Origin of the sequence: Massilia aurea (assembly GCF_014200505.1) — a bacterium.
Classification (GTDB): domain Bacteria; phylum Pseudomonadota; class Gammaproteobacteria; order Burkholderiales; family Burkholderiaceae_D; genus Telluria; species Telluria aurea_B.
Genome location: NZ_JACHBX010000003.1, coordinates 690964 through 714048 on the forward strand (window position 1 = coordinate 690964; position 23085 = coordinate 714048).

Consider the following 23085-nt stretch of genomic DNA (forward strand, 5'->3'; position numbering starts at 1 on the left):
TCTGCGTTTTTTGCGTGTCAGCGGGCGCGCGGGCCCTTGCGACGCAACCACAGCAGCGCGGCCAGTGCGATGCCGCCGAGCCACAGCGTGCCCGGTTCAGGCACTTCGGTCGGCGGGGCCGGTTCGACCACGGTGTCGCCAGGGGTCGTTGGCGTCGCCGGCACGGTCGGGGTACCTGGCGTACCCGGCGCACCAGGGGTCTGCGGCGTGCCAGGCGTGCCAGGGGTACCCGGTGTGACCGGCGTGTCAGTACCGGCGCCTGGCGGCAAAGGCGGCAGCGGCGGCAGAGGCGGCAGCGTATCGACCGGCAGTTCGGGCACGCCGTTGCCGCCGCCGTCCCGCACGGGGGTCAAGGGCAGAACCGGGTTGCCACCAGGGCGATCCGTGCCGACCGGCGGACTAATGCTTCCCGGCACCGTGCTCCCGCCACCATCCCGGACCGGCACTGGTATGTCATTGCCGGTGTCGTCGCTGCCGCCGACAGGGCCAGGAGGGCCCAGCACGCCGCCAGAATAGATCGGCGAGCCATACCAGCCCGGCAGGCCAGGTGGTTGCCCCTGGCGGGACGGCGTCGGCGTCGGCGTCGTATTTTCCGGCGTCAGCAGGCCAGCGCCATCGGGGAAGCTGGTCGCGTAGTAGCGCTGCCCCACTGCCTCGCTGGTGGACAAGTCGTCCATGCCCACCGGCAGTATGCCGCCCTCTTCGCCTGCCACGCCAACCAGATCGGATGGCGTGCCGACAGCGAGCACGGTATCGAGTTCGGCTTCGCTTGGCCCGTGGGGTTCGACCGGATACTGCGGCATGTCCGAAATGCGGTTGGCGCAGCGGGCGCGGATCTCGTGCTCGCCGTCGGTCAGCAGCGTCTCGCCCTTCTCGAGCATGACCTTCTTCGAGGTCCAGTAGATTTGACCGTTTTTCCGGTACGACACATAAACCGCGCGCGGCGCCGTCACGGTCACGGCGCGGGCATGCTCGACATTGAAGGTCGCGTAGTGCGCCGCCACGAGCCGGTCGGTGCGCAGGATCTGCGCCAGTTCGACCTTGTCCGCCACACCGCCGGGCACGACCGAGTGCCGGTAGATGCGCCGCGCCGCGGCCGTTTGCTGCGCCGTGGGCGCCGTCGTGCTCAACGCATGCGCTGGCGCAGCAGTGACCGGTGCCGCGTGCGAGGCCTGCCCGAACGTTGGCCAGCTGATCGAGGGCGATGGCAGCACGACGCCGGCCACGCCGACAGCAACACCCAGCACGGCCAGCGCCATCAGGCGCTTTTCACGGTGCGAGCTTCGTTCGAGACGACGTTGGTAGGTAGCGCGGCTGTCCATGCGATGTATTGACTGGTAGGAGTGATCCTACAGAATATCATTACTTGCACTAACAAAATCAAATGCCGACATGAAACACATTGAGAGCGTGGTGAAAACCACGAAAGCATTTCCATGTGGGAATAATAACGTTCGTATGGACGCTATGGACAACCCATTTGCCGCTAAAACAGGCATGGTTTAGTATGGCCGTCTTATCTTTCGGAACCTGCCATGTCCCTACGCGCCGCTGCCCTCCCTATCTTGCGCATGTCCCTTGCCGCGCTTGCCCTGTGCTGCGCGGTCGCTGCCTGCCAGCGCGCCGAGCGACCGGCGCCACCGCCCGCCCCGGCGCCGGCCACACCCGTCGTCCAGGCGCCGGCGCACAGCAAGGAACAGGCCATGGCCGCCTTACTGGCCTTGCCGGAACTGAAGGCGTGGTCGGCGCAGATCGAACGGCGTACGGACGGCAAGGCGCACGGCGCTGTGGTCGAGGACAACCCGGCGCCGCGCGAGGTGAACGGCAAGACCTACTACCAGCTGAGTTTTGTCGAAAACCGCGCGCAGGACGCGCGGCGGCAAGAGAGCTTCCTGGTCGCGCAGGACGGCAGCGAAATCCTGGTCGAGGACACCGAGTCCGACACCCTCCTGAGCCTGCAGGAATGGCGCCGCACGATCGAGCGCGTCAACCTGAAAAGCGCAGATTAACTATCCAGGTGCGAGATCAGCAGCCGGCGCGGATCCTGCCCCGGCGCCGGTCCATGCTGGCCATCGACCGAGATCCCGACGGCCATGATATCGATCAGCAGCAGCTGCAGGATGCGCGAAATCATCGACAGAAAACTCGTGCTGTCCTCGGCGTGATCGACTGCCAGGCACACGCTGGCCTTGCGCGCCAGCGGCGACTGGCTGTTGCTGATCGCGATGACGTCGGCGCCGGCCGCGCGCGCGATGTCCACTGCCTCCAGCAGTTCGGGCAAGCCGCCTGAATTCGATACCGCAATCACCACGTCGCCCGGCCCGAGCAATTCGGCGGCCAGCGTGAACAGGTGCGCGTCGCCATACAGCGCAGTAGGAATGCGAAAGCGAAAGAACTTGTGCTGGCCATCGAGCGCCACCGCGCGCGAATTGCCCATCGCGTAGAACTCGACGCGTTTGGCACGGCTGACCATCTCGATCGCGCGGTCCAGCGAGCGCACGTCGAGCTGGTCGCGAAAACGCAGGATCGCCGAGACCGTGTTGTCGATGACCTTGGCCGACAGATCGTGCGTGCTGTCGCTCAGGCGCACCTGGCTGTGGCGCACGGGGATCGAGCCGGTCAGGCTGCTGGCGAACTTGAGCTTGAAGTCGGCCAGGCCCTGGAAGCCCAGCGAGCGGCAAAACCGGATCACGGTCGGCTGGCTCACGTCGGCCAGGCGCGCGATCTCGGCGATCGGCTCATTGAGCACCATGCGCGGCTGGTCGATCACGAGGCTGGCCACGCGCCCTTCGGCGGGCGAGAGCTCGTGGCGCAGCTGCGTGATGCGCTCCATCAGCGTGTTGGCCCCGCTGCGTCCGCGCAGGTGTTCGGCCAGGATGGTGGCCACGCCGTGGAAGGCGGGGTTCGGCGTCGTGATCACCCAGGTCGGAATGTCGGCCAGGTAGTCCGAGAAACGGCCCTTGGCTTCGAAGCGCGCGCGAAACGGCGAGCTGGCAAACCACTCGCCCAGGCGCGGCACGATGCCCCCGCCGATGTACACGCCGCCAAACGCGCCAAGCGTGACGGCCAGGTTAGCCGCCGCGCCGCCCAGCATGCCGCAGAAGCATTCGAGCGTTTCCAGGCACAGCGCATCGTTCTGTTCGAGCGCGCCGGCCACGATCGTCGCGGCCGTGCGCGGCGCCGCGTCGACGCCATTGCGGTCGGCCAGCGCGCGGTAGATCACTTCCATCCCGGGCCCGGAAATCAGGCGCTCGTTCGACACGTGCGGCCACTCGCGCCACGCGTATTGCAGGATCGCGAATTCGCGCTCGTCGAACGGCGCGAAGTTCACGTGCCCGCCTTCGCTGCCCAGCGTGACGAAACCGTCGGCGGTCGGAATCCCGCCCGAGACGCCCAGGCCCGTGCCCGGCCCCAGCACGCCGATGACCGCGCCCGGCACCGCCTTGCCCGGGCCGACCTGCATCAGGTCGTCGCGCGCAAAATTGGGCAAGGCCGTGGCCAGCGCCGTGAAGTCATTGACGATCAACAGCGTGGCCAGGCCCAGCTCGCGCCGCACCGCATCGGTGGAAAACTCCCACGCGCGGTTGGTCATGCGCACATAGTCGCCGCTGATCGGATTGGCCACCGCAAAGGCGCCGTGGTGCAGCGTGACGTCCTGGTGGTCGAGCAGATAATGGCGCAGCAGCGGCACGATGCCGGCGAAGTCGTCGCAGCGCAGCACCGCCACGTCGCGAAACACGCCGGGCGCGCATTGCAGCGCGAAGCGCGCATGCGTGGCGCCAATGTCCGCGAGCAGGCGCGGGCCATCGGCGAACGCCGTGCGCGCGAATTTTTCGGGCTGCGCGCCGGCCATCAGCGGTTCGCCGCCACGGTGCCGAACCAGGCCCCGTACGGCGCCAGCGTGACGCGGCCCTGCTGCGCACTGCCCTGCAAGCCGTCGACCGGCATCTGCGCCACGCCGTCGGTTGCCGGCCAGTCGAAGCTGACTTCTTCACCCGACAGATTGAACGCAGCCAGCACGCTGTCGTGCCCGGCCAGGTCCCGGCGCAGGGCCAGAACCGGCTCGGGTGCATCGAAGAACGCGATCTCGCCGCGCGTCAGTTGTGGCAGGCTGCGGCGCAGGGCGATGAAGCGGCGCTGGAAGTTCAGCATCGAGTCATGGTCGCGGTCTTGCACGTCGACGGCCGCCTTGACGTGCGCGGCGTCCACCGGCAGCCACGGCTGGCCGTCGGTAAAGCCCGCGTGCGGCGCGTCGGCGACCCACGGCATCGGCGTGCGGCAGCCGTCGCGGCCCTTGAACTCGGGCCAGAAGGTCTTGCCGTACGGGTCCTGCAGCAGTTCGTACGGCACATCGGCTTCGGTCAGGCCCAGTTCATCGCCCTGGTACAGGCATGGCGTGCCCTTGAGCGAGAGCTGCATCGCCAGCACCAGCTTGGTGAAACCAGGGGCCGGGTTGACGCCGCCCCAGCGCGTGGCCACGCGGATCGCATCGTGGTTACCGACCGACCAGGACGCCCAGCCATCCTTGACGCGCTCGTTGAATTCCTCGACCTGGCGGCGCACATGCGCGGCCGTGAAGACCGGCGTAAGCAGATTGAAGCTGTAGGCCATGTGCAGCTTGTTGCCGCCTTCGGTGTACTCGCTCATCTGGGCCAGCGCGTCGTCCGAGCTGATCTCGCCGATCGACACGGCGCCGAATTCATTCAGCTGTGCGCGCACGCGCTCGAGGAACGCGATGTTCTCGGGCTGCGTCTTGTCGTACAGGTGCGCCTGCATGCCGTACGGGTTCACGTCGGTCACGGTCGACGTGTCGCGCACCAGCGCTGGCGGGTTGCTGCGCAGCTGGCGATCGTGGAAGTGGAACACGCACGCATCCATGCGCACGCCATCGACGCCGCGCTCGAGCCAAAAGCGCTGCGCATCGAGGTGCGCCTGCTGCACCAGCGGATTGTGGAAGTTCAGCTGCGGTTGGCTCACGAGGAAGTTATGCAGGTAGTACTGCTTGCGGCGGGTGTCCCACTGCCACGACGAGCCGCCGAACACCGACAGCCAGTTGTTGGGTGGGTTGCCGTCCGGGAGCGGGTCGGCCCACACATACCAGTCCGACTTCGGATTGTCGCGGTTGGCGCGGCTTTCGACGAACCATTTGTGCGTCTCGGCCGTGTGCGACATGACCTGGTCGATCATGATCTTCAGGCCCAGGCTGTGCGCCTTGGCGACCATGCGGTCAAAGTCGGCCAGGTCGCCAAACAGCGGATCGACGTCGCAATAGTCCTCAATGTCGTAGCCAAAATCGGCCATCGGCGACTTGAAGAACGGCGACAGCCAGACGATGTCCACGCCCAGGCTCGCGATGTAGTCGAGCTTTTCAGTCACGCCGGCCAGGTCGCCGACCCCGTCACCGTTGGTGTCGAGGAAGCTGCGCGGGTATACCTGATAGATGATGGCTTCGCGCCACCAGTTCGGGTTGTCGGTCGTCGAGATCTGGGTCATTGGCTGGTCCGGGCTGATGCGTGATGTGGAATTCTAGGCAATATACATCAGGCGAACGGTCTTGACAATTCCAACCAGCCAGCGATAAAACCCATTTAGTCATTTAATTTCAATGACTTGAAGCGTTATAGGCGATTCTTCCGATTCTTCATCCGTACCTAAACTACGTATGCATGTTGCCACTTTGTTTCTAGTTTGTTTCACGACAATTTTTATGTTGCAAAGAGAGGCGTCCCCGTCATAGCATCGCGTCTGTTTGCCAATTCAAGGAAGCGGTTCGATGACATCTCTCGCAAAACCAGGCACCGGGCGCATGCCCCGGCAAATCCCCTACATCATTGCCAATGAGGGGTGCGAACGCTTCAGTTTCTACGGGATGCGCAACATCCTGACGCCCTTCCTGATCACGACCCTGTTGATGTTTTTGCCGGAAGACATGCGCACCGGCGAAGCCAAGCACGTGTTCCACACGTTTGTCATCGGCGTCTATTTCTTCCCGCTGTTGGGCGGCTGGCTGGCCGACCGCTACTTCGGCAAGTACAACACGGTGTTCTGGCTCAGTCTCGTGTACTGCCTCGGTCACGCCTGCCTGGCCATCTTTGAAGACAACGTCAACGGCTTCTACTTCGGCCTGTTCCTGATCGCGCTCGGCTCGGGCGGCATCAAGCCGCTGGTGGCCAGTTTTGTGGGTGACCAGTTCGACCACACCAACAAGGACAAGGCGAAAGTCGTCTTCGATGCCTTCTACTGGATCATCAATTTCGGCTCGTTCTTCGCCTCGCTCCTGATGCCGCTGCTGCTGCGCGACTACGGTCCGGCCTGGGCCTTCGGCGTGCCGGGCATCCTGATGTTCATCGCGACCATGGTGTTCTGGAGCGGCAAAAAGAAGTACGTGCACGTGCCGCCAGCGCCAGCCAATCCGCACTCGTTCATGCGCGTGGCGAAAAGCGCGCTGCTGGCCAGACAGCCCGGCCAGGGCCGTCCGGGCCTGAACCTGGCCTTGCTGGGCGCAGCCGGCGCCCTCGCGTCGCTGGCCATGGCCGCGCAATGGGGCTTCGTGATCGCTGCCTGTACTGCCCTGGTGCTGCTGATGGCCTTTGGCGGCATGGGCACCTCGATGCAACTGGACCGCGCACGCGGCCTGCATCCCGACGACGCCGTGGACGGCGTGCGCGCCGTGCTGCGCATCCTGATCGTGTTCGCGCTCGTCACGCCGTTCTGGTCGCTGTTCGACCAGAAGGCCTCGACCTGGATCGTGCAGGCCAACACGATGACCACGCAGGTGAACCTCCTGGGCTGGACCTTCGACGTGATCCCGGCCCAGATGCAGGCCTTAAATCCCCTGCTCGTGATGCTGCTCATCCCGATCAACAACATCGCGCTGTTCCCGCTGATGCGCAAGATGGGCGTCGAGCCCACGCCGCTGCGCCGCATGACGGCCGGTATCGCACTGTCGGCCGCGGCCTGGATCGTCGTGGGCAATCTGCAGGTCGCGCTCGACGCCGGCGATGCCGTCTCGATCGCGTGGCAGATCGCGCCGTATGCGCTGCTCACGCTCGGTGAAGTGCTGGTCTCGGCCACGGGTCTCGAATTCGCCTACAGCCAGGCGCCAGCTTCGATGAAGGGCGTGATCATGGCGCTGTGGTACCTGGCCGTCACGGTCGGCAACCTGTGGGTGCTGATCGTCAATGCCAGCGTGAAGAATGAATCGGTGATCGCGTATATCGAAGGCTCGGGCGTCGGGGTGATGGCGTTCCAGATGTACTTCTTTGCCGCGTTCGCGCTGCTATCGGCAGCGGCGTTTGGCTGGTATGCGACGCGCTACCGCATGGTCGACCACTATCGCAGCAGCGTCGCGGGGTAAGCGGTCCATGAAACGTCACCTTGTCCTGCTTGCAGCATCGCTGTCCTCCAGCGCGTACGCTGCTGTTCCTCTCGCCACCTGCGACAGCCCGGCCTTCCAGGAAGTGCTCAGCGCCTCCGCAACCAAGCTCGATGCGCGCGCCGTCTGGCTCGACCGCCGCCTCGTGCGCTGGCCCGGCGCCTCTAGCAATGGCGTATACCGCCTGTACCACTCCCCTGCCGGCGGCATCGAGGCCACGGCCGGCAGCAAGGTCACCGGCAGCGCCGGTTCAATTACGCTGGCCGTCTCGCGCGTCGCGGTGCCGCAAGCCGCGGCCACACGCTTCAAATGGGTCGCCAGCGGCCCGACCCTGAGCGTGCAGGAAGCCGACCTGGCGCGCCTGCCTGCCCTGCACCGCGAACAGCTGGTGCTGGTCCACGAGAACCCCGACGGCACCGTGCGCGACGCAACGCGCGTGCAGGCGGCCGGCGCGCTCGACGACCTGTATGCGGCGGCCGAACGCATCCCGGATCTAGGCGCGACGCCCACCGCCAATAAAACCGACTTCAAGCTGTGGGCGCCAACCGCGCGCGATGTCGCGGTGTGCACCTATGACAGCGCAACGGGCCGCGCGAACGCCGTGCTGCCGCTGACGCTGGACGTACGCACCGGCGCCTGGGCTGCCAGCGTCCCGCGCGATTTGTCCGGCACCTATTACAAGTACGCGGTCGACGTCGTCGCCGAGGGCGCCGGGCTGGTACGCAACCTGGTGACCGACCCATATTCGGTCAGCCTGAACGCCGACTCCCAACGCAGCTACATCGCCGACCTGGACGCGCCGAACCTGAAACCGGCCGGCTGGCACGCCACGCAGCCACCGGCCACGGTCAAGGCGCAGACCGACATGGTCATCTACGAGCTGCACGTGCGCGACTTTTCGCTGATCGACCAGACCGTGCCGCCGTCCAAACGCGGCAAGTACGGCGCGTTTGGCGAGACCAATTCGAACGGCATGCGGCACCTTCGTGCGCTGGCACAGGCAGGCCTGACCGACATCCACCTGCTGCCCGTGTACGACATCGGCAGCATCCCCGAAGTGGCATGCGCGCAGCCCGCCCCCGCCGGCGCGCCGGATGGCGAGAGCCAGCAGGCACTGGTCGTCAAGACCGCCCACACCGACTGCTTCAACTGGGGTTACGACCCGCAGCACTTCAACGCCGTCGAAGGCAGTTACGCGAGCGACCCGCAGGACGGCGCGCGCCGCATCGTCGAGTTCCGCCAGATGGTGATGGACCTGCACAAGGCCGGCCTGCGCGTGGGCACCGACGTGGTCTACAACCACACCTTCATCGCCGGCCAGGAAGAAAAGTCGATCCTCGACCGCGTGGTGCCGGGCTACTACCATCGCCTGAACGCCGTGGGCGGCATCGAAGCCTCGACCTGCTGCTTCAACACGGCGACCGAGAACACGATGATGGCCAAGCTGATGATCGATTCGTCGGTGCTCTGGACGCGCCAGTACAAGATCGATTCGTTCCGCTTCGACCTGATGGGCCACCAGCCGCGCGAGGCGATGGTGCGCCTGCAGGGGGCCGTCGACGCGGCGGCGGACCGCCACGTGCAGCTAATCGGCGAAGGCTGGAACTTCGGCGAAGTGGCCGATGGCGCGCGCTTCGTGCAGGCGTCGCAGTTGTCACTGAACGGCACCGGCATCGGCACCTTCAGCGACCGCGCGCGCGACGCCGTGCGCGGCGGCTCGCCCGGCGACTCGGGCCTGCCCGTGATCAAGCAGCAGGGCTATATCAACGGCCTGGTGTACGACGCGAACGCCCTTGGTGGCGATGCAAAAAAGGCTGACCTGCTGCGCGCCGCGGACCTGATCCGCGTCGGCCTGGCCGGCTCGGTGCGCACGTATCCAATGCAAGGGTTCGATGGCCAGGTGCGCCAGTTGCAGGCGATGGTCTACGGCGGCAACCAGCCGGCCGGCTATGCGAGCGAACCGGGCGAAGCGGTCAACTACGTCGAGAACCACGACAACCAGACGCTGTACGACATCAACGTGCTCAAGCTGCCCGTGGCAACGAGCAGCGCGGAGCGCGCGCGGGTTCAGGTGCTGGGGATGGCGATCAATGCGTTCAGCCAGGGCGTGGCGTACTACCACGCCGGCATCGACACGCTGCGCTCGAAATCGCTGGACCGCAACAGCTTCAATTCGGGCGACTGGTTCAACCGCATCGACTGGACCTACCAGGACAACTTCTTCGGCACCGGCCTGCCACCGGCGCCGGACAATGCCAAAGACTGGCCGCTGTTCAAGCCGTTGCTGGCCAATGCCGCGATGAAGCCCACGCCCGCCGACATCGCGTTCGCGCGCGACGCGTTCCGCGACCTGCTGCGCATCCGCGCCAGCAGCACGCTGCTGCGCCTGCGCACGACCGACGACATCAACAAGCGCCTGCGCTTCTTCAATACGGGGCCGCAGCAGGAACCGACCGTGCTGGCCGCCTGGGTCGATGGCAAAGGTTATCCGGGTGCGGGCTTTGCCGGCATGGGCTATCTGGTGAACGTCGACAAACGGGCGCACACGATCAAGGACGCCACGCTGCGCGGCAAGCGCCTGAAGCTGCATCCGGTGCACAGCGCACCTGGCGCGGCCGACAAGCGCGCGCTCAAGGCGCGCTTCGACAGCGCCAGCGGCACCTTCACGGTGCCGCCCCGCACCGCCGTCGTATTCGTCGACATGTGAAAAGGCGGTTCTCGCGACGGGGCGCCGCTGACCTGAAGACCGTCATTCCAGCGAAGGCTGGAATCCAGGTCTGTTGCGGGCCGCTGTCGATGTTGCGGCAAAGGTGCTGAACTTGGGTTCCAGCCTTTGCTGGAACGACGTTGTCAGGCCAGCACGGACGCTTGCTCCACCGCAGCGACCATCGCCAGCCGCGCAATCGCAAACGTATTGCGCCCCTTGTCCTTGGCCTCATACAAGGCGCTGTCGGCCAGCTCGCTGATCGTCAGCGCTGTCACGCCCGGTGCGTCGGCCAGCGCGATGCCGATCGTCGCACTGACGGAAATTGGCTGGGAGCCGAGCATGAACGGTGCTTCCATGACCTGCATGATCTTCTTGGCCACCAGCTCGACGTCGCGCGGCGAATTGACTTCGTCGAGCAGCACCGTGAATTCGTCGCCGGCCAGGCGCGCCACCATGTCGGAACTGCGCACCACCTTGCGCACGCGCCGTGCAAATTCGACCAGCACCATGTCGCCCACGGCGTGGCCGTAGGTATCGTTGATGCGCTTGAAGAAGTCGATGTCGAGATAGAACAGCGCAAAGGCGCGCTCGCGCTGCGGCGCACGTTCGACGGCGGCCTGCAGCGCCAGCTCGAACTGGCGCCGGTTCGGGATGCCGGTCAGCGCATCGGTGTGGGCCAGTGCGTGCAGGTTGCGTTCGTGCATACGCGCGGCGGTGGCGTCGGTCGTCAGGATATACACGCCCACCACTTCGCCGTCGCGCAGATGCGGCAGGAAGGTCGAGTGGACGATGCGGATGTGCTTCTTGCGCACGATGTCATGCTCGCACTGCGACGCCTTGCCCAGCCAGGCGTCGTCCAGCGCTTCCTTCTGCTGCAGGTAGAAGTCTTCGCCGAAGGCCTCCACCATGGTCTGGCCGACGATCTGGTCGGACGCCTTGCCGAGCCATGACTGGTGCACCGCATTGGCGAACATGTAGCGGTGATCCTGGTCGAGGTGCGCGATCAGGACCGGCAGGTTGTCGGTAATCGTGCGCAGGCGCTCTTCGCTGTCGGCCAGGCGGTCGCGCGATGCCTTCAGTTCGGTGATGTCCTTCATCGCCACCACGGCGCCGAGGGTCTTGCCCTGCGCGCTGCGCAGTGGCCGGCCGCTGGCCAGCAGCGTGTACGGCGCGCGGCCGGCCGGCGCGATGACCATCGCGCCGTCGCGCACGACTTCGCCCTTGAGCGCGCGCACCAGCGGCACGTCGTCCATCGCCATCGGGGTCTGGCCATCGCCGTGGTACAGCGAGTAGAACTGCGGCCATTCCGATGGCGCGATCGCCTTCAGGTCGTGACCATGCAAGGCGCGCGCCGTGCGGTTGAACAGTGTCAGGTTGCCGACGGCGTCGCAGGCGACCACGCCAACGTCGATCGATTCGAGCACCGCGTCGATCAGTTCCTGTTTTTCTTCCAGCTGCTGCTGCGTGCGGATACGGTCCGAGATGTCATTGACGAAGGCGCCGATGTAACGCGCGCCATTCCATTCGTGGGCCGCCACCGTCATCTGGATCGTGATCTGGCGCCCGCTCTGGGTCAGCGCCGGCAGTTCGACGTTCTGGTCCAGGTACGGGCCGGCGCCGGTATCGAGCAGGCGGCGGATGTTCGCGTCATGCGCTTCACGCTGCTGCGCCGGCATGACCAGATCGGACAACTGGCGGCCGCGCGCGTACTCGCCCGACCAGCCGAAGATGCGCTCGGCCGACGTGTTCCACGCCACCACCACGCCATTGCTGTCAGCGCCAATGAAGCCACTGAATGACGAATCGATGATCGTGCGGTTCCAGGCTTCGCTCTCGCGCAGCAGCGCTTCGGCCGCTTCGCGCTGCGTCACTTCGCGCGACAGTTGCTCGACCTTGTCTTCCAGTTCGGCGGTGCGGGCGACGATGCGCGCTTCCAGGTCGGTATTGAGCGACTTGAGCGCCTGCTCGGCGAGCATGCGCGCGGTGACTGCCTTCAGGTGATTGATTTCGACTTCGACCAGTCCGGCCAGGTCGGCCAGCACCTGACGCTGCTCCTGGTTCAGGCGGCGCGGCGCGCGGTCGATGATGCACAGCGTGCCCACGGCTTCGCCATCGCTGTAGACCGGATGCCCGGCGTAGAAGCGGATGTGCGGCTCGCCAGTAACGAGCGGATTCTCGGCAAAGCGGGGATCCTGCGCCGCGTCCTCGATCACGAACAGCGCGCGTGCCTGCACCGCGTGGCTGCAGAACGACAGCGAGCGCGGGGTTTCCGACGCTTCCAGGCCATGGTGCGACTTGAACCACTGCCGCTCCGCATCGATCAGCGACACCAGCGCAATCGGCACGTCGAACGTCATGGCGGCCAGGCGGGTAAAGCGGTCGAAGCGGGTCTCGGCAGGGGTGTCGAGAATCTGCAGTTCGGCCAGCGCGGCAAGGCGGGCCTGTTCAATTAACATTTGGCTGACGATGATAAAACCTCTTCCATGGTCCGGAACGAAGACGACGGGGCAGGACGGCCCTGTTGACACGGCGCCGGGGATTGGGGGAGCCACATGAAATGGTAGCACGCAGTGCTGTGTGGAAACTACACGTTCCGTCCCGTGCGTCGCGTGGCGTTGACGTTTTTTTGACAACTTTTAGCGATACATCGGTACAAAAGCACTCGCACAAGCCATTCTTGACCCGCTGCCGCCCATTCTCGTCAGCACGCATGACACGCGCGTGACATGCGCGTGAATGCCCTGTCAGATATCCAGGTGCGAGATCAGCAGCCGGCGCGCATCGATGTCGCCCTGATGGTCAAGGCTGCCCTCCCCTTGCGTGCCAAGGGAAATCCCGACCGACATGATGTCGATGAGGAGCAGTTGCAGGATGCGCGAAATCATCGACAGGAAGCTCGTGCTGTCTTCGCTGTGATCCACCGCGAGGCACACGGAGGCCTTCTTTGCCAGCGGCGAGCGGCTGGCCGTGATCGCAATGATGTCGGCGCCCCGCGCGCGCGCCGTGTCGACCGCCTCGAGCAGCTCGGGCAACTGCCCGCCGGTGGAAATCGCGATCACCACGTCGCCCGGCCCCAGCAGATCGGCAGCAAGGTTCAACAGGTGCGCGTCGCCGTACAAGGCGGCCGGGATGCGAAAGCGGAAGAACTTGTGCTGGCCATCGAGCGCCACCGCGCGCGCGTTACCCAGCGCGTAGAACTCGACCCGGCGCGCGCGCCGCAGCAGTTCGATGGCGCGGTCGATCGCGTGCACGTCGAGCGCATCGCGAAACTTCAGGATCGCCGAGACCGTGTTGTCGATCACCTTGGCCGACAGGTCATGCGTGCTGTCGGTCATGCGCACCTGGCTGTGGCGCACGGGGATCGTGCCGGTCAGGCTGCCGGCGAACTTGAGCTTGAATTCGGCCAGGCCCTGGAATCCCAGCGAACGGCAGAAGCGGATCACGGTCGGCTGGCTCACGTCGGCCAGGCGCGCGATCTCGGCGATCGGCTCGGACAGCATCTTGCGCGGATGCTCGATCACGAGCGCGGCCACGCGCTGCTCGGCTGGGGAGAGCTCGTGCAGCAGTTGCTGTACGCGGTCGGTGAGCGTGTTGGCGCCGCTGCGCCCGCGCAGGTGCTCGGACAGGATCGCCGAGACGCCGTACAGCGCCGGGTTGGGCGTCATGATGATGTAGGTCGGAATCTGGGCGATGTAGTCGCGAAAGCGCCCCTTGGCCTCGAAGCGCGCACGGAACGGCGACTGCGCAAACCAGGCGCCCATGCGCGGCACGATGCCGCCGCCGATGAACATGCCGCCAAACGCGCCCAGCGTCACGGCCAGGTTTGCCGCCGCGCTGCCCAGCATGCCGGCGAAGGTTTCCAGCACCTCGAGGCACAGCGCGTCGTGGGCATCGAGGGCGGCGCTGACGATGTCGGCGGTGCTGCGCGCTGGCGCCGCGATGCCGTTGCGCTCGGCCAGCGCGCGGTAGATCAGTTCAATGCCGGGGCCGGAGATCAGGCGCTCGTTCGACACGTGCTTCCACTCGCGCCACGCGTACTGCAGGATCGCGAATTCGCGCTCGTCGCTGGGCGCAAAGTTGACGTGCCCGCCCTCGCTGCCGAGCGTGACGAAACCGTCGATGGTCGGGATCACACCCGAGACGCCAAGGCCCGTGCCCGGCCCCAGCACGCCCGACACGGCATGTGTCTGCGGCGCGCCACCGCCGATCTGCAGCAGGTCCTTCGGCTGAAAGCCCGGCAGCGCCATCGCCAGCGCGGTGAAGTCGTTGACGATCAACAGCGTCGACAGGCCCAGCGCGCGGCGCACGGCGTCCGTCGAGAACTGCCAGTCGCGGTTGGTCATGCGGATGAAATCGCCGCTGATCGGATTGGCCAGCGCAAAGGCCGCGTGGTGAATGCGCCCGCCCGGATGCTGTTCGAGGTAGGCGTGCAGCAGCGGGATGATGCCGTCGAAGTCGTCGCAGCGCAGCACGGCGACCTGCCCCAGCACGCCGGGCGCGGTCTCGAGGCCCAGGCGCGCATGGGTGGCGCCGATGTCGGCCAACAGGCGCGGGCCGTCGGCAAAGGCGGCGCGCGGGGGTTTGCTTTTTGGATCAGGGTCTTCCGTCATACCACAAGGATACCATTGGCCGAATGACAAAAGAATGAGGTGCTGCGAAGGATGCGGGCTATCGATGCACTTGGATTCCCACCTCCGTGGGAATGACGTGCCGGGGTAGCGGATTGTTATCCACGGCGATGGCGCGCGCCTTGAAAACCGTCGTTCCCGCAGAGGCGGGAACCCAAGATCTCAAACCGAAGCCACAACAGCAATCAGCGCACGAGCCCCTTCAACAACGCTTTGTGGAACTGCACCGGGTCCTGCATCTGCGGCGCGTGCCCCATCTCGGGGAATGTCACCAGCACCGAGCCCGGGATTGCCTTGCGCGTGGTCTCGGCCAGCACCTTGTAGTTGCCCAGTGTCGGGCGCACGTCAGCGGGCGCGGCGTCCTTGCCGATCGCGGTCGTGTCCTTCAAGCCCATCAGCAGGAAGGTCGGCGTTTTAATCAACGGGAATTCATGCACCACGGGCTGCGTGTAGATCATGTCGTAGATGAGCGCCGAATTCCAGGCCACCACTTCCTTGCCCTTGCCACGGTACATCCCGGCCAGCATCTGGACCCACACTTCGTACTCCGGCTTCCACTGACCGTTGTAGTAGGTCGTGCGCTCGTACTCACGCACGCGCTCGGCCGACAATTTCAGCTCGCGTTCATACCATTGATCGACACCCAGTGATGGCACGCCCAGGTTCTTCCAGTCTTCCAGGCCGATCGGGTTGATCATCACCAGCTGGTCCGTCAGTTCGGGATACATCAGCGCGTAGCGCGTGGCCAGCATGCCGCCGGTCGAGTGGCCGATGATGATGGCCTTCTTCACGCCGATCGAGGCCAGGAGCTTGCGCGTGTTGTCGGCCAGTTGCTGGAACGTGTACTGGTAGTGCTGCGGCTTGGTGGATTTGCAAAAGCCAATCTGGTCGGGCACCACGACGCGATAGCCGGCGTCGCTCAGTGCCTTCGTGGTGCCGGCCCAGGTCGCGCCGCAGAAGTTCTTGCCGTGCATGAGGACGACGGTGCGGCCATTCGGGCTGGCCGGCTTGACGTCCATATAGGTCATCTGCAGGTCGACGCGCTGCGACGTAAAGCGGTATTGCTGCGTCGGTGCAGGGTAGGCGAATTCTTCGAGTTCGGCGCCGTAGACTGGCGCGGCGGCCGATTGCGCCTGCGCCGGGGCCAGCGCGAGGGCGAGACTCAGGCCCGCGATGGCGCGGGCGATGTGCGTAAAGTAGGACATGAAGGCGGGCAGACTGGCAGCCGGAGAGTTAACGGAACGGCCAGTCTACCCCGGAACTCGGTCAGTCCTGCGCGATCAGCGCCACCTGTGCGGCGGTTGCGAACCGCACCTTGCCGTCCTTGACCACGGCGGTATTGCCGGTGTACCAGTCGCGCACCGTGGCGCCGTCGTTGAAGACGCCGCCCACCGAAATTGCCACCGGCTGCTGCGTCGACAGGCCCAGCGCGACGACCACGCGGTCGCTCACGCCATTCTGTTCCCACGTGCGCTTGAACGTGTACGGGCTTGAGCCAATCATCTGGTGCTTGCCGGCGCCGACGGCCGGATGCGCGGCGCGGAAGCGCCCCAGGCGCGCCCAGTGCGCGCGGATATCGGCCACGCGGTGCAGGCCACGCTCGGCGTTCGACGCCAGCTCGTCCCAGTTCATGAAGGTGCGCAGATTGGCGTCGCCCTCGGCGCCGTCGAACTTCAGGACACGCGCCGTTTCATCGCCGTAGTAGATCTGCGCTGCGCCAGGCGCCAGCAGCAGCTTGTTGGCCGACTCGAATGGCTTCTGGCGCAGCGGATCGAACGGGCTGCTGTCGTCGTGCGAACTGATGTAGTTCAGCACCGAGAAGCCTTTCATGTCGCCATGCAGGATGGTCGAGTATTCCGAGAACACCTGTTCGTACGGACGCTTGGCATCGCTGCGGAGGCTAAAGCTGATCATGCTGTCGAAGCCCTGGTCCAGGTAGTCGACGAATTCGCCGCCGCCCAGATCGAACTTGCGCGCATGCTTGATCTCGTAGTTGTAGACCTCGGACACCATCCAGAACGGCTTCTGGTCGATGCTCTTGGCCGGGTTGGCACGCTTCCAGTCCGCCAGCGCCAGGCTCGCTTCCTTCTTCAATTCTTTCCACAGGCCAGGCTCGGTGTGCTTGACGGTGTCGGCGCGGAAGCCGTCGATACCGAACTTGCGCACCCAGTCGGCATGCCATTTCATCAGGTAGTAGCGCGGTGCGCGCGGGTAGCCGGTGCGCTTGAAGAACGCGTCGAGCTCCTTCACCTCACGCTCGTAGCGCCCTTCTTTCTTCCACTTGACCACCAGGTGCGGCGGCAGGCCGACCGGCTTGTCGCTGCCCGTCAAAAAGTCTGGCAGGTTCGCCACCAGCGTGCAATCGACCGTCGTGCGCGCATCCTTGTAGGTGCAGGTCGGGCCCGTGCGCACCCACGACGCCGGCCAGACTTTATCCTGCGGCGTCACGGGGCCCGTGTGGTTCATCACCACGTCGAACACGATGCGGATGCCATTGGCGTGCGCCGTGTCGACCAGCGTGCGCAGTTCGTCCTCGGTGCCAAACGCAGCGTCGAGCGCCGTGAAGTCCTTCGCCCAGTAGCCGTGGAAGGCATAACTCTTGCCGGTGCCTTCATCGGTCGCGCCGTGGATCTGTTCGATCACGGGCGTCAGCCAGATCGCGTTCACGCCCAGGTCGGTGAAATACCCTTCCTTGATCTTGGCCGTGATGCCGGCGATGTCGCCGCCCATGAAACCGCGCAGTGGCGCTGCGTCGTCCTTGCGCCCGTAAGCCTTGTCGTTGGCCGGGTTGCCGTTGTTGAAGCGGTCCGTCAGCAAAAAGTAGACGGTCGCGTTCTCCCAGACGAACGGCTTGGCGGCGGGCGCCGGGCCGGGCAACTGGGCGCTGGCAGAGGCCATCGCACCAAAGGCGAGCAGCATGGCGGAAGCAAGGACGGGTAGTTTCATGCGGGGTTCCTGTGTGGTGAAGGGGTCAGGTGACGACCGTGGGTTCGCTGCGGCCGGTACGCTGGCGCAGATCGGACAGGCTTTCGGCCAGATCGATCAGGCCTTGCAGCGCGGCCTGCGTGTCGAGGTTGTGGTGCGCCGGATCGGCTTCGTAGCGTTCGAGGTAGACCCGCACGGTGGCGCCTTCGGTGCCGGTGCCGGACAGGCGGAACACGATGCGCGAGCCGTCCGCCATGATGACGCGGATGCCCTGCTTGGTGGAGATCGAGCCGTCGACCGGGTCGGTGTAGGCAAAGTCGTCGGCCAGCGCAATCTGGTGGCCGGCCAGCGTCTGCCCTGCCAGCTCGGGCAGGCGCGCGCGCAGCGCGTCCATCATGGCGCCGGCAGCGCCGGCATCCACGGCTTCGTAATCGTGGCGCGAATAATAATTGCGGCCGAAGCGCGCCCAGTGCGCCGCCAGCAGCTGTTCGACCGTCTGGCCGCGCACGGCCAGCAGATTGAGCCAGAACAGCACGGCCCACACGCCATCCTTTTCGCGGATGTGGAACGAGCCGGTGCCATAGCTCTCTTCGCCGCACAGCGTGACGAGACCGGCGTCCATCAGGTTGCCGAAGTACTTCCAGCCGGTGGGCGTCTCGAAGCAGGCGATGCCCAGCGCTTCGGCCACGCGGTCGGCCGCCATCGACGTGGGCATCGAACGGGCGATGCCCTTGATGCCGCCCGCGTAACCCGGCGCCACGGTGGCGTTGGCCGCGATAATGGCCAGGCTGTCCGACGGCGTGACGGCGATGCCACGCCCGACGATCATGTTGCGGTCACCGTCGCCATCCGAGGCGGCGCCGAAGTCCGGCGCATCGGGCGCAGCCATCGCCGCGATCAGCTCGGCAGCGTTGACAGGATTCGGATCGGGATGCCCGCCGCCGAAGTCTTCGCTCGGCACGCCGTTGACGACGGTGCCGGCGGGTGCGCCGAGGATGCCTTCGAGGATCGTGCTGGCATACGGGCCGGCCACGGCATGCATCGCGTCAAAGCGCATCCGGAAGCCACTCGCGAACAGGCCGCGGATCGCGTCGAAATCGAACAGGCCTTTCATCAGCTCGGCGTAATCGGCCACCGGGTCGATCACCTCGATCACCATGTTTTCGAGTTGCGTGGTGCCCAGCACATCCAGGTCGACAGCTGGTGCGTCGCTGATCCGGTACTGCGTGACCGTCTGCGTGTGCGCGAAGATGGCATCGGTGATTTTCTCGGGCGCCGGGCCGCCATTGTCGATGTTGTACTTGATGCCGAAGTCGCCGTCCGGGCCGCCCGGATTGTGGCTGGCGGACAGCACGATGCCGCCCTGCGCGCCGTGCTTGCGGATCACGCAGCTCACGGCCGGCGTGGACAGGATGCCGCCCTGCCCCACCAGCACGCGCTCGACGCCGTGCGCGGCCGCCATGCGCAGGATGGTCTGGATCGCGTCGCGGTTGAAGTAGCGGCCATCGCCGCCGACGACCAGGTGACGGCAGGCGCCTTCGCCCAGCGTCAGGAAGATCGACTCGACGAAGTTTTCAAGGTAGCCCGGTTGCTGGAACTCGGTCACTTTCTTGCGCAGGCCCGAGGTGCCGGGCCGCTGGCCGGCGAACGGGGTGGTCGCGACGGTCTGGATGGTCATGCTTTACTCCTGTCAATGTAAGCGTTCACAACACTGCCGGACAGAGCCGGACAATGTTGATAAAACGTTACGATACGACAGACGCCGGATTCACGGCGCGCACACGCGTATCGTGCGCGCCTGGCGTCCCAGCTGTCAGACGGCAGCGCGTACCGGCGCCGCCTTGTCCGTCACCAGCAGGGTCAGCAGCGCGGCGATGAGCATGCAGCCGCCGCCCAGCACGAGCGTGAGCACCGCGTGGCCATCGAACAGATGCTTGGTCACAAAGCCCAGCAGCAGGCCGCTGACGATCTGCGGAATCACGACGAAGAAGTTGAACAGGCCCATGAAGTAGCCCATGCGCTTGGCGGGCAGCGAGCCGGCCAGGATCGCATATGGCATCGTCAGGATCGACGCCCAGGCAATGCCGATGCCGATCATCGGCACCACCAGCATGTTCTTGTCGGTGATGAGGAACACACTGGCCAGGCTCAGGCCGCCAATGGTCAGGCACGTCGCATGGACGACCTTGCGGCTGGTCATGCGGGCGAATACGGGCAGGATGAACGCAGCCAGCGCCGACACGCCGCTGTACACGGCGAACATGATGCCGACCCAGTTGCCGGCGTCCTGGTAGGCACTCGACTGCGCATCGGTGGTGCCGTAGACGCTGTCGGCAATCGCGGTGCCGGTATAGATCCACATCGCGAACAGCGCGATCCAGGTGAAAAACTGCACGAATGCCAGTTGCACCATCGTGCGCGGCATCTTGGAAAAGCCGCCGAAGATCTCGGCGATGGCCACGCCCACGCTGCGCGAGGCGGCGCGTTCCTTGTTGAACGCTTCCATGTCGGGCGGCGGCAGCTCGTCGGCAGACACCACGGTCCAGGTCACGGCCAGGAAGAACACGAGGCCACCGACGTAGAACGAGTAGCGCACGGTGTCGGGGATCACGCCGCCGATGACGGCGTTCGACACGCCCATGCTTTCAAAGAAGGTCGGCAGGAGCGAGGCGATGACCGCGCCGCAACCAATGAAGAAGGTCTGCATCGCGTAGCCGGCGGTCTGCTGCGACGGATCGAGCTTGTCGCCGACAAAGGCGCGGAACGGCTCCATCGACACGTTGATCGCGGCGTCCATCATCCACAGCACGGCCACAGCCATCCACAGCGCGGTGGAATTGGGCATCAGGAACAGCGCCATGGCAGCCAGCACGGCGCCGATGAAGAAGAACGGCCGGCGGCGGCCCCACTTCGGGTGCCAGGTGTTGTCGCTCAGGTAGCCGACGATCGGCTGGATCAAGAGGCCCGTGACGGGCGCAGCGAGCCAGTACAGGGAAAAGTTTTCGGTATCCGCGCCAAGGGTGGCGAAGATGCGACTGGTATTCGCGTTCTGCAGTGCGAAGCCGAACTGGATGCCGAAGAAACCGAAGCTCATGTTCCACAGCTGCCAGAACGACAGGCGTGGTTTGAGCACGGTCGATTGCATATCCATGTGTGTCCCTAATTTGGCCCGCCGAAGATACGGGTGGTGTTATCTAATCTGTAGCAAAATAACATGGGGGTATCCGAGTGTCAATCGTGTCAATCCCATAGTGCGATCGATATGACAGCTTCGCAGCCAGAAGCAGGTTTGTAGTCAAACAACACCCGGAAAACACCACCGCTGCGCCAAACCGTCAGCCCAAAAACGTCGTTCCCGCGAAGGCGGGAACCCAAGTCCGTCGCGCTGCAGGTAGCAGTGCCGAACTGAGGTTCCCGCCTGCGCGGGAACGACGTGGTAAAGCTTGTGGTAAAGCTTGTGGTAAAGCTGATGGTGAAACAATCAGTCCTTGCTACCCTCGCCCTTGCGATGCGGCTTCTTGCCCGGCATCGGCTTGTCGGTCACGCGGCGGTCGGCGCCGCTTTTCGTGAACGGCTTCTTGGCGCCGGCGGCTGGCACGGCTGGCGTTTCGCCGTCACGCGTGATCGACAGCTGGCGGCCGGCGACCCAGATCGACTTGAGCTGCGTGAACAGTTCTGCCGGCATGTCCGATGGCAGGTCGAGCGTCGAGTAATCGTCATAGATCTCGATGCGACCGATCTGCTTCGACGGGATGTTCGCTTCGTTGGCGATCGCGCCGACGATATTGCCCGGCTTGGCGCCGTGGGCAAAGCCCACTTCGATGCGGAAGGTTGCCATGCCTGGCTCAGGGTCGCGCATGACGCGTTCTTTCTTGAAGCCCGGCTCACGCGCAGGACGCGCCGGACGCTCTTCCCAGTCACCGCGCGGTTCGCGTGGTGCACGCTCGTGGCTGCCACCGAATTCGCGCTGCGATGGCATGCTCTCGGGACGCACGTCGCGGTCTGGCTTGGTCAGCAGCAGCGGCTCGTCGCCACGTGCCATCTTGGCCAGGGCGGCAGCGATGTCGATCGCCGGCACGTTGTCGTCGCGCTCGACGTCTTCGATCAGGGCGCGGAAGACTTCCAGGTTGCCTTCGGCCAGCGTGGCGCGGATCTGGTCCTTGAAGCGCGTCATGCGCACTTCGTTGACGGCCTTGACGGTCGGCAGCTCGAGTGGCGACACCGGCTGGCGGGTCGTGCGCTCGATCAGCTTGAGCAGGCTGCGCTCGCGCGGCGTGATGAACAGGATCGCTTCGCCACTACGGCCCGCACGGCCGGTACGGCCGATGCGGTGGGTATAGCTCTCTGGGTCCGACGGCACGTCGTAGTTGATGACGTGGCTGATGCGCTCGACGTCCAGGCCGCGCGCGGCAACGTCGGTCGCTACCAGAATGTCGATCTTGCCCTTCTTGAGGTTATCGATCGTGCGCTCGCGCTGCTGCTGGGCGATGTCGCCGTTGATCGCAGCGGCCGAGAAACCGCGCGCCTGCAGCTTGGTCGCCAGTTCTTCGGTGCCCAGCTTGGTGCGGGCGAAGATGATCATGCCGTCGAACGCTTCGGCTTCGAGGATGCGGGTGAGCGCGTCGAGCTTGTGCATGCCGGCCACCAGCCAGTAGCGCTGGCGGATATTGTCGGCGGTGCCGGTCTTGGCGGCGACCGTGATCTCTTGCGGCTCGCGCAGGTAGGTCTTGGCGATGCGCTTGATCGCTGGCGGCATGGTGGCCGAGAACAGCGTGGTCTGGCGCGTGGCCGGGGTCTTTTGCAGGATCTGCTCGACGTCGTCGATAAAGCCCATGCGCAGCATTTCATCGGCCTCGTCCAGCACGAGGGTGGTCAGCTTCGACAGGTCGAGCGAGCCCTTCTGGATGTGATCGATCACGCGGCCTGGCGTGCCGACAACGACGTGCACACCGCGGCGCAGCGACGACAGTTGCGGGCCATAGCTCTGGCCGCCGTAGATCGGCAGCACGTGGAAGCCCTTGATGTGGGCAGCGTAGCTCTGGAAGGCTTCGGCGACCTGGATCGCCAGTTCGCGCGTCGGCGCCAGCACCAGCGCTTGCGGCGCGGTCTGCTTAACGTCGATGTTCGAAAGGATTGGCAGTGCGAAGGCGGCGGTTTTACCGGTGCCGGTCTGCGCTTGTCCCAGCACGTCGCGCCCTTCCAGCAACAGGGGAATGGTGGCTGCCTGGATCGGCGACGGCGTTTCGTATCCGACGTCTTTCAATGCTTTCAGGACAGGCGCCGAAAGATTGAGGTCGGAAAACGATGGGATTGGGGTGTCTGACATAGAGGAAGTTGCTCTTATTAAGTAAGTACGAATGCGACAGTTTACACCGTTGCTTCGTTGGGGGCGCTAAATACAATGGACCGGGCGGCCGAAACCACAGAATCCGAACAATGAAAAATGCCCT

The 23085-nt window shown here is 65.2% G+C and carries 13 protein-coding genes; 3 read left to right on the forward strand and 10 right to left on the reverse strand.

What is annotated here, in order from left to right:
* Nucleotides 1-17: 17 nt before the first annotated feature.
* Nucleotides 18-1322 carry a PEP-CTERM sorting domain-containing protein gene (locus tag HD842_RS16950; protein WP_183555887.1) on the reverse strand — a complete coding sequence of 435 codons (1305 nt, stop codon included), beginning with the start codon at nucleotides 1320-1322 and terminating at the stop codon, nucleotides 18-20.
* 249 nt (nucleotides 1323-1571) lie between these two features.
* On the opposite strand from HD842_RS16950, the gene HD842_RS16955 reads away from it, so the two are divergent.
* Nucleotides 1572-2009, forward strand: coding sequence for a hypothetical protein (locus HD842_RS16955; RefSeq protein WP_229424812.1), 438 nt, complete (start codon nucleotides 1572-1574; stop codon nucleotides 2007-2009).
* Here the strand turns inward: HD842_RS16955 and HD842_RS16960 are convergent.
* On the reverse strand, nucleotides 2006-3853 hold the full coding sequence (locus HD842_RS16960) for a glucokinase (protein ID WP_183555889.1): 1848 nt from the start codon (nucleotides 3851-3853) through the stop codon (nucleotides 2006-2008). The two genes, HD842_RS16955 and HD842_RS16960, sit on opposite strands and share 4 nt — an antisense overlap.
* Nucleotides 3853-5493 (reverse strand): alpha-glucosidase, encoded by a 1641-nt coding sequence (locus HD842_RS16965; protein ID WP_183555890.1) that lies wholly within the window; start codon nucleotides 5491-5493, stop codon nucleotides 3853-3855. Before HD842_RS16965 ends, HD842_RS16960 begins: the two co-directional genes overlap by 1 nt.
* A gap of 313 nt (nucleotides 5494-5806) precedes the next feature.
* Between HD842_RS16965 and HD842_RS16970 the strand changes: the two genes are divergently transcribed.
* Together HD842_RS16970 and pulA are read left to right on the forward strand one after the other, a co-directional pair.
* A complete protein-coding gene (locus HD842_RS16970; protein WP_183555891.1) occupies nucleotides 5807-7357 on the forward strand; it encodes a POT-type proton-dependent oligopeptide transporter in 1551 nt (516 codons plus the stop codon).
* 7 nt (nucleotides 7358-7364) lie between these two features.
* The gene (pulA, locus tag HD842_RS16975; RefSeq protein ID WP_183555892.1) at nucleotides 7365-10082 is read left to right on the forward strand and encodes a pullulanase-type alpha-1,6-glucosidase; all 2718 of its coding nucleotides are present in this window, start codon (nucleotides 7365-7367) and stop codon (nucleotides 10080-10082) included.
* A gap of 143 nt (nucleotides 10083-10225) precedes the next feature.
* On the opposite strand, the gene HD842_RS16980 is transcribed toward pulA, so the two are convergent.
* The 7 genes from HD842_RS16980 to HD842_RS17010 form a co-directional block, all read right to left on the reverse strand.
* Complete coding sequence (locus HD842_RS16980) at nucleotides 10226-12538, reverse strand: sensor domain-containing diguanylate cyclase (RefSeq protein ID WP_183555893.1); 2313 nt, start codon at nucleotides 12536-12538, stop codon at nucleotides 10226-10228.
* A 288-nt stretch (nucleotides 12539-12826) separates the two neighbouring features.
* Nucleotides 12827-14692 (reverse strand): glucokinase, encoded by a 1866-nt coding sequence (locus HD842_RS16985; protein ID WP_183555894.1) that lies wholly within the window; start codon nucleotides 14690-14692, stop codon nucleotides 12827-12829.
* Nucleotides 14693-14895: 203 nt separating this feature from the next.
* Nucleotides 14896-15915, reverse strand: a complete 1020-nt coding sequence (locus HD842_RS16990) for an alpha/beta fold hydrolase (RefSeq protein ID WP_183555895.1) — start codon at nucleotides 15913-15915, stop codon at nucleotides 14896-14898.
* Between the two features lie 61 nt (nucleotides 15916-15976).
* Nucleotides 15977-17656: an alpha-amylase family glycosyl hydrolase gene (locus HD842_RS16995; RefSeq protein ID WP_183555896.1), complete on the reverse strand. Its 1680-nt coding sequence runs from the start codon at nucleotides 17654-17656 to the stop codon at nucleotides 15977-15979.
* A 25-nt stretch (nucleotides 17657-17681) separates the two neighbouring features.
* Nucleotides 17682-19313, reverse strand: coding sequence for an alpha-D-glucose phosphate-specific phosphoglucomutase (locus HD842_RS17000; protein WP_183555897.1), 1632 nt, complete (start codon nucleotides 19311-19313; stop codon nucleotides 17682-17684).
* A gap of 135 nt (nucleotides 19314-19448) precedes the next feature.
* Entirely contained in the window at nucleotides 19449-20786 is a 1338-nt protein-coding gene (locus HD842_RS17005; RefSeq protein WP_183555898.1) for an MFS transporter, read from the reverse strand.
* Nucleotides 20787-21116: 330 nt separating this feature from the next.
* Nucleotides 21117-22961: a DEAD/DEAH box helicase gene (locus tag HD842_RS17010; protein WP_183555899.1), complete on the reverse strand. Its 1845-nt coding sequence runs from the start codon at nucleotides 22959-22961 to the stop codon at nucleotides 21117-21119.
* Nucleotides 22962-23085: the final 124 nt, after the last annotated feature.

Coding starts and splice junctions, on each gene's coding strand:
- HD842_RS16950 (WP_183555887.1), bottom strand. CDS start 1,322: ATGGACAGCCGCGCTACCTACCAACGTCGTCTCGAACGAAGCTCGCAC.
- HD842_RS16955 (WP_229424812.1), top strand. CDS start 1,572: ATGTCCCTTGCCGCGCTTGCCCTGTGCTGCGCGGTCGCTGCCTGCCAG.
- HD842_RS16960 (WP_183555889.1), bottom strand. CDS start 3,853: ATGGCCGGCGCGCAGCCCGAAAAATTCGCGCGCACGGCGTTCGCCGAT.
- HD842_RS16965 (WP_183555890.1), bottom strand. CDS start 5,493: ATGACCCAGATCTCGACGACCGACAACCCGAACTGGTGGCGCGAAGCC.
- HD842_RS16970 (WP_183555891.1), top strand. CDS start 5,807: ATGCCCCGGCAAATCCCCTACATCATTGCCAATGAGGGGTGCGAACGC.
- pulA (WP_183555892.1), top strand. CDS start 7,365: ATGAAACGTCACCTTGTCCTGCTTGCAGCATCGCTGTCCTCCAGCGCG.
- HD842_RS16980 (WP_183555893.1), bottom strand. CDS start 12,538: ATGTTAATTGAACAGGCCCGCCTTGCCGCGCTGGCCGAACTGCAGATT.
- HD842_RS16985 (WP_183555894.1), bottom strand. CDS start 14,692: ATGACGGAAGACCCTGATCCAAAAAGCAAACCCCCGCGCGCCGCCTTT.
- HD842_RS16990 (WP_183555895.1), bottom strand. CDS start 15,915: ATGTCCTACTTTACGCACATCGCCCGCGCCATCGCGGGCCTGAGTCTC.
- HD842_RS16995 (WP_183555896.1), bottom strand. CDS start 17,656: ATGAAACTACCCGTCCTTGCTTCCGCCATGCTGCTCGCCTTTGGTGCG.
- HD842_RS17000 (WP_183555897.1), bottom strand. CDS start 19,313: ATGACCATCCAGACCGTCGCGACCACCCCGTTCGCCGGCCAGCGGCCC.
- HD842_RS17005 (WP_183555898.1), bottom strand. CDS start 20,786: ATGGATATGCAATCGACCGTGCTCAAACCACGCCTGTCGTTCTGGCAG.
- HD842_RS17010 (WP_183555899.1), bottom strand. CDS start 22,961: ATGTCAGACACCCCAATCCCATCGTTTTCCGACCTCAATCTTTCGGCG.